This window comes from Pseudomonas sp. 203-8 (genome assembly GCF_020708595.1).
Lineage (GTDB): Bacteria > Pseudomonadota > Gammaproteobacteria > Pseudomonadales > Pseudomonadaceae > Pseudomonas > Pseudomonas aeruginosa.
The window spans coordinates 314,671-326,714 of sequence record NZ_JAJFDF010000010.1; the positions used below are offsets into that span (position 1 = coordinate 314,671).

10 protein-coding genes are annotated in these 12,044 nt (G+C 68.9%); 4 read left to right on the plus strand and 6 right to left on the minus strand.

Features of this window, described 5'->3' with window-relative positions:
• Nucleotide 1 precedes the first annotated feature (1 nt).
• Nucleotides 2-2,959: a TonB-dependent receptor gene (locus tag LJF27_RS24170; RefSeq protein ID WP_009876340.1), complete on the minus strand. Its 2,958-nt coding sequence runs from the start codon at nt 2,957-2,959 to the stop codon at nt 2-4.
• Between the two features lie 262 nt (nt 2,960-3,221).
• Entirely contained in the window at nt 3,222-4,124 is a 903-nt protein-coding gene (locus LJF27_RS24175) for a LysR family transcriptional regulator (protein WP_023116588.1), read from the minus strand.
• A 140-nt stretch (nt 4,125-4,264) separates the two neighbouring features.
• Between LJF27_RS24175 and LJF27_RS24180 the strand changes: the two genes are divergently transcribed.
• Entirely contained in the window at nt 4,265-5,650 is a 1,386-nt protein-coding gene (locus LJF27_RS24180) for an MFS transporter (protein ID WP_049877510.1), read from the plus strand.
• Between the two features lie 6 nt (nt 5,651-5,656).
• On the opposite strand, the gene cynR is transcribed toward LJF27_RS24180, so the two are convergent.
• Nucleotides 5,657-6,544 carry a transcriptional regulator CynR gene (gene cynR / locus LJF27_RS24185; protein WP_003114874.1) on the minus strand — a complete coding sequence of 296 codons (888 nt, stop codon included), beginning with the start codon at nt 6,542-6,544 and terminating at the stop codon, nt 5,657-5,659.
• Nucleotides 6,545-6,658: 114 nt separating this feature from the next.
• On the opposite strand from cynR, the gene cynT reads away from it, so the two are divergent.
• Both cynT and cynS read left to right on the plus strand, forming a co-directional pair.
• A complete protein-coding gene (cynT, locus tag LJF27_RS24190) occupies nt 6,659-7,321 on the plus strand; it encodes a carbonic anhydrase CynT (RefSeq protein WP_003107081.1) in 663 nt (220 codons plus the stop codon).
• Between the two features lie 39 nt (nt 7,322-7,360).
• The gene (gene cynS, locus LJF27_RS24195; RefSeq protein WP_003088707.1) at nt 7,361-7,831 is read left to right on the plus strand and encodes a cyanase; all 471 of its coding nucleotides are present in this window, start codon (nt 7,361-7,363) and stop codon (nt 7,829-7,831) included.
• A 37-nt stretch (nt 7,832-7,868) separates the two neighbouring features.
• On the opposite strand, the gene LJF27_RS24200 is transcribed toward cynS, so the two are convergent.
• Complete coding sequence (locus LJF27_RS24200; RefSeq protein ID WP_003107078.1) at nt 7,869-8,822, minus strand: FecR family protein; 954 nt, start codon at nt 8,820-8,822, stop codon at nt 7,869-7,871.
• Complete coding sequence (locus LJF27_RS24205; protein WP_003088700.1) at nt 8,819-9,325, minus strand: sigma-70 family RNA polymerase sigma factor; 507 nt, start codon at nt 9,323-9,325, stop codon at nt 8,819-8,821. Before LJF27_RS24205 ends, LJF27_RS24200 begins: the two co-directional genes overlap by 4 nt.
• Before the next feature lie 327 nt (nt 9,326-9,652).
• Between LJF27_RS24205 and LJF27_RS24210 the strand changes: the two genes are divergently transcribed.
• Complete coding sequence (locus tag LJF27_RS24210) at nt 9,653-11,647, plus strand: alkaline phosphatase D family protein (protein ID WP_003118538.1); 1,995 nt, start codon at nt 9,653-9,655, stop codon at nt 11,645-11,647.
• Nucleotides 11,648-11,704: 57 nt separating this feature from the next.
• Here LJF27_RS24210 and LJF27_RS24215 read toward each other — a convergent pair whose 3' ends face one another.
• Nucleotides 11,705-12,001 (minus strand): antibiotic biosynthesis monooxygenase family protein, encoded by a 297-nt coding sequence (locus LJF27_RS24215; RefSeq protein ID WP_003118540.1) that lies wholly within the window; start codon nt 11,999-12,001, stop codon nt 11,705-11,707.
• Nucleotides 12,002-12,044: the final 43 nt, after the last annotated feature.

Below are 12,044 nucleotides of genomic sequence, written 5' to 3' on the forward strand. Positions count from 1 at the left end.
CTCAACCACCGAAGTGATAGCTGAAGTCCAGCCACCATTGGCGGCCCATGGCGTCGTAGTTGCCGGTGGGATAGTACGGCCAGCCATCGGAGTCGTCCTCCTTGATCTGGTCGAGCAGGTTGTTCACCGTCAGGCCGACGCTGGCGCGTTCGTTGAGCCGGTAGCGGGCGCTGGCGTTGAACACCGTCCACGGGCTCAGGCGCCCGCTGCCAGCGGCGTTGGTAACGCTGCCGTAGCGCACCGCGAAGAGCGTCGAGGTGAACTGTGCGTAGTCCCAGGTCAGGCTGGCGTTGAGTTTGCTGCGCCAGTCGTGGGAGTCGAGGCTGTCGCGCTGGTTCTCGCTGGGGTAGTCGTCGGACTGCTTGTAGTCGTGGGACAACACCAGGGTGTAGCCGAGGGTCGAGGAGAAGGCGCCGTAGTCACCGGCGCCCCAGCGGATGTTGCTGCGCAGGTCGATGCCGCTGGTGCGCTCCTTGGCCGCGTTGATGGCATTGACGTAGACCTTGTTCAGGCGATTCGGATCGACGCTGGCGTCGCCGGCGTTGCGCTCGACCCGCGCCAGGGTGTCGCGGCACTGCGCCGAGTCCGGATCGAGCCCGCCGCTACGGCAGGCCGCCTCGTCGCGCAGCAGTTTGTCCGGATCGAGGGTGGTCAGCAGGTCATCGATCTGGATGTGGTAGTAGTCGGCGGAAAAGTCGAACCTGCTCGACGGCGACCAGACGAAGCCGTAGCTCCAGTAGCGCCCGCGCTCGGACTTCAGGTCGGGCGTGCCGCTCTGCACGTAGTCGACCCGGCCGTTCTTGCAGGCGCCGTCGACGCCTTTCTCGCAACCGTAGTAGTCCTTCTGCGCCGGGTAGTAGCCGTTGGCGTCGGCCTGGTAGATGTAGTTCAGGTCCGGCGCGCGGAAGCTGGTGCCGTAGCTGCCGCGTAGCAGCAGGCTGGTCAGCGGGCGCCACTCCAGCCCCAGGTTGTAGGTGGTCTGCTCCTCGGTGCGACCGCTGAACCTGTACTGGTCCCAGCGGCCGGCGGCGGACGCCAGCAGCGTGTCGTGCAGCGGGATGCTGAATTCGCCGCCGGCGGCGTAACGGTCGCGCGAGCCGCCGGAGCTGCTGGCCTTGGAGACGTTGTAGAGAGAGCCGTCGTTGTATTGCGAGTCGGGACGGATCCTGTAGCCCTGCTTGCCCACCTCCAGCACGCCGGCGAAGGCCACCGGGCCGGCCGGCAGGTCGAACAGCTCGCCGTTGCCGGTGAAGCTGTAGGTCTGCGAGTAGGACTCGCTGTGCTGGGTCACGTTGCGCCGCAGGCTGCGCCACTCTTCCTCGCTCAGCGGACGTCCGAGGCGCGCCGGATCGGGATCGTAGACCGGGTAGCCGTCGCGTTCGCCGAGCTTGCGGCCCAGGTACAGGTCGAGGATCCCGGCCGCCGGGGTGTAGCGGGTAGTGCGGTCGCTGCGGTACTCGGAGCGGGTCGCGGCCAGTTCGTATTCCCAGGAAGTATTGGCGACGTGGTCGCTGTAGCCGAGGGTGCCGGTCCAGGACACCTCGCGCCACTTGCTGTTGTTGCTGCTCTTGCCGCCGATCTCCTCGGGCGAGAACAGCCGGTACCAGCGCTCCAGGTCGCCGCTGGAGGCATTGATGAAGTCCGGCGAGGTGAAGGACGGCCCGCGGGTATTGTTCTGCAGGTGGTCGAAGCCGAACAGCAGGTCGGCGAACAGCTTGCCGCTGTCGCTCAGGTGCCAGGTGCCGCCGGCGTAGCCGTCGTAGTTTTCCTTCTTGGTCTGTAGGGTCCAGTAGTTGTTGTAGTACTGGTCGGTCATGCAGCGATAGCCACCCCTGGCGCCCGGCACCGGCGCCACGTTGCCGCCGAACAGGCCGCCGAGGCCGGCGCAGGAGGCGTCGCCGAGGTAGCGTCCGCTCTGCGGGTTCAGCCGGTAGCCGACGTTGTTGCCGTCCGGGTAGCTGTCCATGAAACCGCGCTGGTTGGCCCAGACCGGCTGGCGCTGCTCGACCTGCAGGCCGAACAGGCCTTCGAAGTCGCCCGTCGCGCCGCCGCCGACCAGTTGCAGGCGCTGGTTGTCGCCGCCGCCGCGCTCGGTGGTGCCGGCGCGCAGGTTGACGTCGACGCCATCGAATTTCTTCTTCAGGACGATATTGACCACCCCGGCGATGGCATCCGAGCCGTAGATGGCCGAGGCGCCGCCGCTGAGGATCTCGATGCGGTCGATCATGACCGCCGGGATGTTCGCCAGGTTGGTGAAGTTCACCGAGCCGCCATAGGCGGTCGGGTAGTCGGCGACGCGCCGGCCGTTGATCAGCACCAGCGTGTGGTTGGGGCCGAGATCGCGCAGGTTGAGGGCGTTGGCCGCCGGTTGCCAGGTGTTGCCGTAGTCCTCGCCCTGGGTCATGCCGGTGTTCTGGGTCTGCGTCTGCAAGGCCTCGAAGACGTTGCGGTAGCCACGGTTCTGGATTTCCTCGCTGCTGATCACCGTGACCGGCGACGGCCCTTCCTGCTGGGCGCGGGGAATCCGCGAGCCGGTCACCACCACCCGCTCCAGGGTCTGCTCCGCTTTCGCCGCCAGCGGCTGCACCTTCGCCGCCGGTACGGCCGCGCGCAGCGGCGCGGCGGAAATCACCGCGCCGCGCTCGGAACGGCGGAACTGCAGGCCGCTACCGCGCAGGGCCTGTTCCAGGGCCTGGTCGACACTCAGCGGACCGCGCACCGCCGGCGCCTGCCGGCCGCGCACCAGCGACTGCTCGAAGGAGATCAGCAAGCCGCTCTGCCGCGAGATGCCTAGCAGCACCTGGTCCAGCGGGCCGGCGGCGACGTCGAAGGTGAGCGCCTTGGCGGCGGGCGCGGGCGTCTCCGCACGTGCCTCCGGCGGCGCGGCGTAGGCCGCCGCGAGCAGCGCGGCCAGGGCCAGGCTGGAAGGCAGGCGTGTGGATGGAGCATGGTGCGGCATCGTTCGGTTCCCCCCGAAAACATGGTTTCCAGGGGATGAGCGATGAGCGCGGGAGATTTGCAGGGCAGGCTTGGAACGCTTTGTTCTGAGCTTATAAGCGCGGGCGAATAGGCATAGCGGCGGATAACGCCTCCGGCGTTATTCGCCCTACCCAAAAAGCTTCCCCCAGCTCCGCTACCGGCCTTGCCCCGTGTAGGGCGAATAGCCGCTTGCGGCTATCCGCCGGTCCGAACACGGCGTTATCCGCCCTGCCGCCCTCGGGTCAGTACGTCAGCGCCCCGCACCAGTGCGCGCTCTTCAGTTCCTCGTAGAGCGCGCCGATCTTCAGCGAGCACTGCCGCGACGGCGGGTAGATCAGCGACACCGGGCACAGCGGCGGTTCGAACGGCTGGAGGATGCGTACCAGTCGACGCCGGCGGATCGCCTCCTCGGCCATGAAGCCCATCACCTGGACGATGCCCTGGCCGACCAGCGCCGCGTCGACCAGCGCGTCGGCCACGTCCAGCACCAGGTCGCCGCGCACCGCCAGGCTCAGCAGCTGGCCGTCGCGCTGGAACTGCCATTCCAGCAGCTTGCCGGTGTGCAGGTCGCGCACCGTCGGGCAGTTGTGCCCGGCGAGTTGCTCCAGGCGCTCCGGCGTGCCGTGACTGCGCAGGTATTCCGGCGACGCCACCGTGACCCAGCGCAACGCCGCCAATGGCCGGGCGATCAGGCGCACGTCGCCGACCCGACCGAGACGCACGGCGGCGTCGAAGCCTTCCTCGGTGAGGTCGACCAGGCGATCGGTCATCGCCGCCTCGATCTGCAATTGCGGGTAGCGCCGCGTCAGTTCGCGCAGCACCGGCATGATCACGATCCGCCCGAGCGCCTGCGGGGTGGTGATCTTCAGCGGACCGCTCGGCGCGCACTGGCGGTCCACCAGCAACTTCTCGACTTCCTCCAGTTCCGCCAGCAAGGGTGCGCAGCGCTCGTAGAACAGCTGGCCGTCCGGGGTCAGGCTGACGCTGCGGGTGGTGCGGTGCAGCAGACGCACGCCGAGTTCGGCTTCCAGCCGGCCGATGGCGCGCGACAGGCCGGACTGGGTCAGACCGAGAGAAACGGCGGCCTGGGTGAAGCTACGGGTCTCGGCCACGCGGGCGAGCAACTTGACGGCATTCAGGTCCATGGCGATCTCATCGATGATTATTTTCATCAGTGAAAGGACGGAGAGGCTATTTATCACGATTCCAGCATGAGAAACACTGGCCGCGCCCAACCCAGACCAGGAGTCCCGCCGTGACGGACCGTGCCGCCCCTTCCAACTGGATGCTCGCCCTGCTCGCCTGCGCGCAACTGATCATCGCCCTCGACGCCACCATCGTGTTCGTCGCCCTGCCGGAAATCAGCCGGGCGCTGGATTTTTCGGCGCAACGCCTGCAATGGGTGGTGAGCGCCTATACGGTGGCCTTCGGCGGCTTCCTCCTGCTCGGCGGGCGCGCCACCGACCTGCTCGGCCGGCGCCGCATGTACGTCCTCGGGCAAAGCCTGTACGCCCTCGCCTCCCTCGCGGGCGGCCTGGCCCAGAGCGAGTTGCCGTTGATCCTCGCCCGCGCCGTGCAGGGCCTGGGTGGCGCGCTGCTGTTCCCGGCGACCCTGGCGCTGATCGGCAATCACTTCGCCGAGGGCCCGGCGCGCAATCGTGCCCTGGCGATCTGGAGCATCGCCTCGGCGTTCGGCCTGGCCCTCGGCTCGGCGCTCGGCGGCGCGCTCACCGAGCTGTTCGGCTGGGCCTCGATCTTCCTGGTCAACGTGCCGCTGGCCGGCGCCGCGGCGCTGCTCGCCCTGCGCCTGATCCCGGCCGACGCCCGGCGCCAGCGCGGTCGGCGCTTCGACCTGGCCGGCGCGCTGACGGTCACCGCCGGCGCCACCCTGCTGGTCTTCGCCCTGGTCCAGGGCCCCGAGGCGGGCTGGGATGCGCCCTCGGTACGTTTCGGACTTTACCTTTCCGTCCCGCTGCTACTGGCGTTCCTCGCCATCGAACACTACAGCCGCGACCCGCTGATGCCGCTGCGCCTGCTGGGCAACCGCAACCTGCAGGTGGCGATGCTGCTGACCGCGATCTTCATGAGCAGCTACGGCGTGCAGTACTACTTCCTGGCCATCTACTTCCAGTCGGTGTACGGCTACAGCGTGTTGCAGACCGGCCTGGCGTTCCTCCCGGCGACTCTGCTCTGCACCCTCGGTATCCGCGTCGCCGAGCGCCTGCTGGCCCGCCACGGGGCACGCGCGACGCTGGTCGCCGGCCTGCTGCTGGGCGCACTCGGGCTCGGCCTGCTGGCAGCGTGCCTGCCGCTGGGGCGCGGCTTCCTGGCGCTGCTGCCAGCCATCGTGATCCTCAGCATCGGCCAGGGCATGACCTGGACCGCCATGTGGGTGAGCGCCGCCAGCGGCGTCGATCCCGCCGAACAGGGCGTCGCCTCGGGGATGGCCTCGATGACCCAGCAGATCGGCGGCGCGCTCGGCCTGGCCCTGCTGGTGGCGCTGGCCAACGCCCAGGTGCGCGGCGCCGATGCCGCCAGCCTGCTGGCCAGCCAGGCGCGCGGCATCGAATGGGTGACCGCGCTCAGCGCCCTGCTCGCCCTGTTCGGCGCCGCCCTGGCCTTGCGGCTGCGCCGTGAGGAACCCGCGGCGTTGCAGCCGAGTCGCGGCTGATCCCGCTCAGGCGTCGCCCAGCTCGGCGCCGAGTTCCAGCGCCAGGGCCTGGAAGGCCAGGCGCGCGGCACCGGGGTGGCTGCCCTGGCGCCAGAACAGCGCTACCTGGCGGGTCGGCAACGCCGGCCGCAGCGCCACGCAGCGCAACCCGGCCTGCTGGCGCGCCACCGCCTCCGGCAGGATGCTGGCCAGTCTTCCGCGGCGAACCACGTCGACGATGGCGCTGATCGAGTTCGCCTCCAGCGCCACCCGCGCCGTCACCCCTTGCTGGCGCAGGTAAGCGTCGATGTGCCGGCGCGTGGCGAAGTCGTCGCGCAACAACGCCAACGGCAACTCCGCCAGCGCTGCGGCGGCCAGCGGCGCGTCCGCCGCCGGGTGTTCCGCCCCCAGCACCAGGCCCAGGCGCTCCAGGTAGAGCGGCTGGCTGTCGATCTCCACCGAACCCGGCTCGCTGAAGGCCACACCAAGGTCCAGGCGATCGTCGATCAGCGCCGCCTCCAGGGCGTCCTGGGGCAACTCCTCGAGGCTCAACTCGATGCCCGGATAGCGCTGATTGAACGGATCCACCAGGGCGCCCACTAGATAGCAGGTGAAGGTCGGCGTCATGCCCAGGCGCAGGCGGCCGCGACTGAGGTCGCGCACCTCGTGGATCGCTCGTTGCGCCGCTTCCAGCTCGCGCAAGGCACGCCGCGCATGAAGCAGGTACAGCTCGCCGGCATCGGTGGGACGCACGCTCCTGCCGGAGCGGTCGAGCAATTGCACGCGCAGTTGCTCTTCCAGTTGCCGCACCTGCTGCGACAGGGTCGGCTGCGAAACGTGCAGCGCCTCGGCGGCGCGGGTGAAGTTGCGATGCTCGGCGACAGCGAGCAGGTAGCGCAGGTGGCGAAGCAGCATGGAAACATCCAACTATAGACCAGACCAATGACTGGAATAATAAACCGGTCTTGGACCCTATGGCTCAATCCGCGCATCCTGGCCCCACCATTCGACGGCCAGGAGCCCAGCGCCATGCGTGACATCATCGACGGCTTTCTCCGCTTCCAGCGCGACGCCTACCCGGCGCGCTCGCAACTGTTCAAGTCCCTGGCCACCCGGCAAGCCCCCAAGGCACTGTTCATCGCCTGCTCGGACAGCCGGGTGGTCCCCGAACTGCTGACCCAGCGCGAGCCCGGCGAACTCTTCGTGATCCGTAATGCCGGCAACATCGTCCCCGGCTACGGGCCGCAGCCCGGCGGGGTCAGCGCCTCGGTGGAATACGCGGTGGCGGTGCTCGGGGTCGGCGACATCGTGGTCTGCGGCCACTCGGACTGCGGCGCGATGGGCGCCATCGCTTCCTGCGCCTGTCTCGACCAGCTGCCGGCGGTGGCCGGCTGGTTGCACCACGCCGAGGCCGCACGGGCGATGAACAGCGCCCACGAACACGCCTCCGAGGCGGCGCGGCTGGACGCCCTGGTGCGGCACAACGTGATCGCCCAACTGGCCAACCTGCGCACCCACCCCTGCGTCGCCCGCGCCCTGGAGCAGGGTCGGCTGAACCTGCACGGCTGGGTCTACGACATCGAAAGCGGCCGCATCGACGCCCTCGACGGCGCCAGCCGGCGCTTCGTCTCCCTCGCCGAGCATCCCGAAGTGCGCGCGGTAGGCGGCGAACCCGGGCAGGCGGTCGCCTGAATCCCTTCCCTCACAACCACCCGCAAGGAGAGTCATCTCATGCAACACAGCCAAGTGTCCCCCAACGCGCGCCAGCAACTGGCCGAGACCGTGGTCCTGAACAAGGCCCGCCTGGGCCTGTCCTGGCAGGACCTGGCCGACGGCACCGGTCTCGCCCTGACCTTCGTCACCGCCGCCCTGCTCGGCCAGCATGCCCTGCCAGAGGCGGCGGCGCGCAAGGTCGCCGCCCAACTCGGCCTGGACGACGACGCGGTGCTCCTGCTGCAAAGCATCCCGCTGCGCGGCAGCATTCCCGGCGGCATTCCCAGCGACCCGACCATCTATCGCTTCTACGAGATGCTGCAAGTCTACGGCAGCACCCTGAAGGCGCTGGTCCACGAACAGTTCGGCGACGGCATCATCAGCGCGATCAACTTCAAGCTGGACATCAAGAAGGTCGAGGACCCGGAAGGCGGCTCGCGGGCGGTGATCACCCTCGACGGCAAGTACCTGCCGACCAAGCCGTTCTGAAGCGTCGCGCCGCCCGGCTCGCCGCCGGGCGCGCGCCTCAGCGGCTGGCGATGCTGACCCAGTAGGGCCCGTGGTAGTCGAGCCGGATCGGTAGGCTCTGCTCCAGCAATGCCAGCGCCGCGCCGCTGTCGTCCAGCGGGTAGATGCCACTGACGCGCAGCGCCGCCGCGTCGTCGGCGACGCTGATGATGCCGCGGCGATAGGCGCGCAACGCTTCCAGCACCTCCCCCAGCGGGCGGTCGCGGACCTCCAGCCGGCCATCCAGCCAGGCGCTCTCGCCGCCTTCGGCAGGACCTCGGGCGAGAATCGCCGAGGCGTCGAAACGGGCGCTCTGGCCGCGCTCCAACAGGCATTGCCGTCCGTCGGCAGTGGTGATCCGCACCCGCGACTCGAGCACCACCACTCGCGAGCTGGCGCCGTCATCGCTGACCTGGAAGCGGGTTCCCTGCGCCTCGACCTGGCCACGCCCGGTGTCGACGACGAAAGGCCGCGCCGGATCCCGTGCCACGTCAACCAGCAGGCGGCCCTCGCGTAAGCGCAGGCGACGCCGGTAGCCATCGAATTCGGGGCGTACCCGGCTGCGCGCGTCCAGCACCAGTTGGCTGCCATCCTCCAGGCGGAAGCTCTGGCGTTGTCCGGTGCCGGTGTACAGGTCGCCGGGCCAGGGGAAGCCGACGATGCCGATCCGCCCCAGCGCCAGCGTCGCCACGCCGAACGCCGCCAGGGCGAGGCTGCGCTGGAGAAACCGGCGACGGGCGGACGGCGCCTCGAGGGCTCCGATCAATTGCTCGGCGCGCAAGCCGTGCAGGGGCTCGTCGCGAAACGACTGCAAGCCCAGGCTGAGCCGGTCGAACACCGCACCGTGCTCGGCATCGGCCTGGCGCCACTGCTGGAACGCCAGGCGCTCCTCGGCGCCGGCATGGCCGGATTGCAGCAGCGCCATCCACTGCGCCGCTTCGTCGAGGATGCGTTCTCGCCTTCCCTGGCTCATTCGGCAAGCACCTGGTAGCACTGCTTGAAGCCCTCGACCATGTACTGGTGGATGCGGCTGACGGAAACCTCCAGCAAGCCGGCGATCTCCACGTAGGTCAGTCCGCCGATCTGGCTATGGATGAAGGCGGCGCGGGCCTTCGGCGACAGCCCGGCGAGCATGCGCTCCAGGCGCAGCAGGGTTTCCACCACCTGGGCCTGCTCCTCGGCGGACGGCGCGAGGGCCTCCGGAAGCCCGGCCAGGCTTTCCAGGTAGGCGCGTTCCAGGTCCTGGCGCCGCCAGCCGTCGTACATCAGCCGGCGGGCGATGGTGGTGAGCAGCGCGCGCGGCTCGCGGATGCTTGCCGGGTCCGGCAGGGCAAGGACCTTGAGGAAGGTTTCCGAGGCGATGTCCTCGGCGCTGTGGGGGCAGCCGAGGTAGCGCCGCAGGCGCCCGCTCAGCCAGGAATAGTCGTTCTGGAACATCAGGCCGACGAGGCGATTGCGTGTCTGATCCATGCCCATTCCGCACTCTCGTGCTACGAGCCTGCGCCACCGGGCGTCGGGGTGGCAGGCGAAACCTTGATCGGCGGGAGGCGGCGCCGACGTCGGATTGCACGTGTCCCTCCCGCAAACAGCGATGGCAGGCCGCCGGGCCCGCGCGGAAGGCAATATGCCGCAGAAGCTCGAACGCAAAAAAGAATATTAATTAAGGTGTACTTAACTTTTTGGCATTAGAAGATCGCCATCCCGCGACGACTGTCGTCATTCCTTACGAAATGGCAACGCCGCGATCCGCCGAAAGCGGCATACTCGTCAGCTTGTTTCGCCGCGTCGACAACGCCCGTACCAATGTCCGCCTCGCTCCCCAACGACACCCCGCCTGACGAAGCCCTGCCCCTGGTCCTGGCCGGTCCCCTGCTGCGCCGCGCAGAGCCCGGACGCCTGGTGTTCTGGCTGGCCACGTCATGCCCGACGACCATCGAACTGATCCTCGCCAGCGAAGGCGAGGCGGAGCGTCGGGTCCGCCTCGCGGAAGGAACCCACTCGGCCATCCGCATCGGCACCCATGCCTGGCTGCACCTGCTGGATGTCGCGCTCGACCCGCCGTTGCCCTGCGCCCGCCTGGTCGACTACGACCTGCGCCTCGCCGCCGACGGCCGGGAGCCTGCGGGAATCGCCGAATGGGCGCCGCATCTGCTCTACCCCGGTCGCCAGCGCGCCAGCCTGGTGCTCAAGCCACGTCTCGACCAGTTGCTCCACGGCTCCTGCCGCAAGCCGCATCACCCAGCGGCCGATGGCCTGCTGCAGGTCGACCGGCTGCTGGAGGAAAACCTGCTGCAGGCCGAAAGCCGCCCGGCGTTGTTGATGATGAGCGGCGACCAGGTCTACGCCGACGACGTCGCCGGGCCGATGCTGGTGGCCATCCATGGGTTGATCCACCGCCTCGGCCTGTACGGCGAACACCTGGAAGGCGCACTGGTGAACGACAGCGAGGCACTCTACGCGCACCCGGCCACCTACTACCGGCGCGAGGACCTGCTGCCCGCCTTCGAGTCCAACGAAGCCCTGCGCGAGCGCTTCTTCGGCGGGGTGAAGAAGCCGATCTTCACCTCGGCCAACGCCCACAACCATCTGGTCGGCCTGGCCGAGGTGCTGGCGATGTACCTGCTGGTCTGGTCGCCGGCGCCCTGGCGCCTGGTCAGGCTGGAACCGCCGCCGGGGCTGGATGCGCGGCACGCGCAGCGCTTCGCCGGCGAGCGCCGGCACATCGAAGCCTTCCGCGATGGCCTGCCCCGCGTGGCGCGGGCGCTGGCGCATATCTCGTCGCTGATGATCTTCGACGACCACGACATCACCGACGACTGGAACCTTTCAGCACGCTGGGAGCTGACCGCCTACGGCCATCCGTTCTCCCGGCGGATCATCGGCAACGCCCTGCTCGCCTACCTGCTCTGCCAGGGCTGGGGCAACGACCCGCAGCATTGCGGCGAATGGCTGGCGCCGGTCGCGGCCCTGATGGAGGGTGCCGCGGCAGACGGCCGGCTGCCCTGCGCCGAGCAGGACCGCCTGCTCGATGCCCTGCTCGACTTCCAGCACTGGCACTACCGGTTGCCTGGCAGCCCGACCCTGATCGTCCTCGACACGCGCACCCGCCGCTGGCGTAGCGAGCGCAACCTGGGCCGGCCCTCCGGGCTGATGGACTGGGAGGCACTGAGTGAATTCCAGCAGGACCTGCTCGGCGAAAAGGCGGCGATCATCGTGTCGCCGGCGCCGATGTTCGGGGTCAAGCTGATCGAGGGCGTACAGAAGCTTTTCAGCTGGATCGGCCAGCCGCTGCTGGTCGATGCGGAAAACTGGATGGCCCATCGCGGCGCGGCCTCGGTGATGATGAACATCTTCCGCCACTCGCGTACGCCGGGTAACTACCTGATCCTTTCCGGCGACGTGCATTACTCCTTCGTCTACGACATCCGGATTCGCCATCGCGAGCGCGGGCCCCGGCTCTGGCAGATCACCAGCAGCGGGATCAAGAACGAATTCCCGCGACGCCTGCTGGACTGGTTCGACCGCCTCAATCGCTGGCTCTATGCGCCCTGGTCGCCGCTGAACTGGCTGACCCAGCGGCGCAGTCTGGAAATCCGCCCGCGCGTTCCGCAGCACAGCCAGGCCGGCGAGCGCCTGTGGAACAGCGCCGGGATCGGCCAGGTATTCATTGGCGAGGACGGCCGTCCGCGCGCGGTGTTGCAGGTCAATGCCGATGGCTCGCCGGCGACCGCCTTCGAGCGACATCGCGACGTCGAAGACGAACGAGCGGACCAGTCGCCGGTCACGCCGGGTCGCTGAGAGGCCAGAACAAGGGGGACGGGCGGACGCCGCGCCGCATCATCCGCCCGCCCGGTTTCAGAACGGCCGCTCCTGCACGTCCAGGGTCGCCGCCAGCGCTTGCCAGAGCACCTCGGCGAAGACCCGCTGGGCGTCGCCGGCCAGGTACGCCTGCATGGCCGCGTCATCGCTCCACTCGCTGTGCAACAACCACAGGTCGGAGTCCCCGTCCGCCTGGCGCAGTTCGTAGCGCAGGCAACCGGGCGCGGCCTGGCCCGCCTGCGCCAGCTCTTGCAGGCGCAGGCCGAGGCGGTGCGACTGGCCGCTGCGGGCGCGAATGCTGACCAGGTGACTGGCCCGATTGAACGCTGGCATGCTCTCTGCCTCCTCGACATGGATTCGCCGCTGCGCAAGCGGC

What these genes read in the sequence shown, in the direction of transcription:
- LJF27_RS24170 (WP_009876340.1), bottom strand. Translation starts at nt 2,959, where the DNA reads ATGCCGCACCATGCTCCATCCACACGCCTGCCTTCCAGCCTGGCCCTG.
- LJF27_RS24175 (WP_023116588.1), bottom strand. Translation starts at nt 4,124, where the DNA reads ATGGACCTGAATGCCGTCAAGTTGCTCGCCCGCGTGGCCGAGACCCGT.
- LJF27_RS24180 (WP_049877510.1), top strand. Translation starts at nt 4,265, where the DNA reads ATGCTCGCCCTGCTCGCCTGCGCGCAACTGATCATCGCCCTCGACGCC.
- cynR (WP_003114874.1), bottom strand. Translation starts at nt 6,544, where the DNA reads ATGCTGCTTCGCCACCTGCGCTACCTGCTCGCTGTCGCCGAGCATCGC.
- cynT (WP_003107081.1), top strand. Translation starts at nt 6,659, where the DNA reads ATGCGTGACATCATCGACGGCTTTCTCCGCTTCCAGCGCGACGCCTAC.
- cynS (WP_003088707.1), top strand. Translation starts at nt 7,361, where the DNA reads ATGCAACACAGCCAAGTGTCCCCCAACGCGCGCCAGCAACTGGCCGAG.
- LJF27_RS24200 (WP_003107078.1), bottom strand. Translation starts at nt 8,822, where the DNA reads ATGAGCCAGGGAAGGCGAGAACGCATCCTCGACGAAGCGGCGCAGTGG.
- LJF27_RS24205 (WP_003088700.1), bottom strand. Translation starts at nt 9,325, where the DNA reads ATGGGCATGGATCAGACACGCAATCGCCTCGTCGGCCTGATGTTCCAG.
- LJF27_RS24210 (WP_003118538.1), top strand. Translation starts at nt 9,653, where the DNA reads ATGTCCGCCTCGCTCCCCAACGACACCCCGCCTGACGAAGCCCTGCCC.
- LJF27_RS24215 (WP_003118540.1), bottom strand. Translation starts at nt 12,001, where the DNA reads ATGCCAGCGTTCAATCGGGCCAGTCACCTGGTCAGCATTCGCGCCCGC.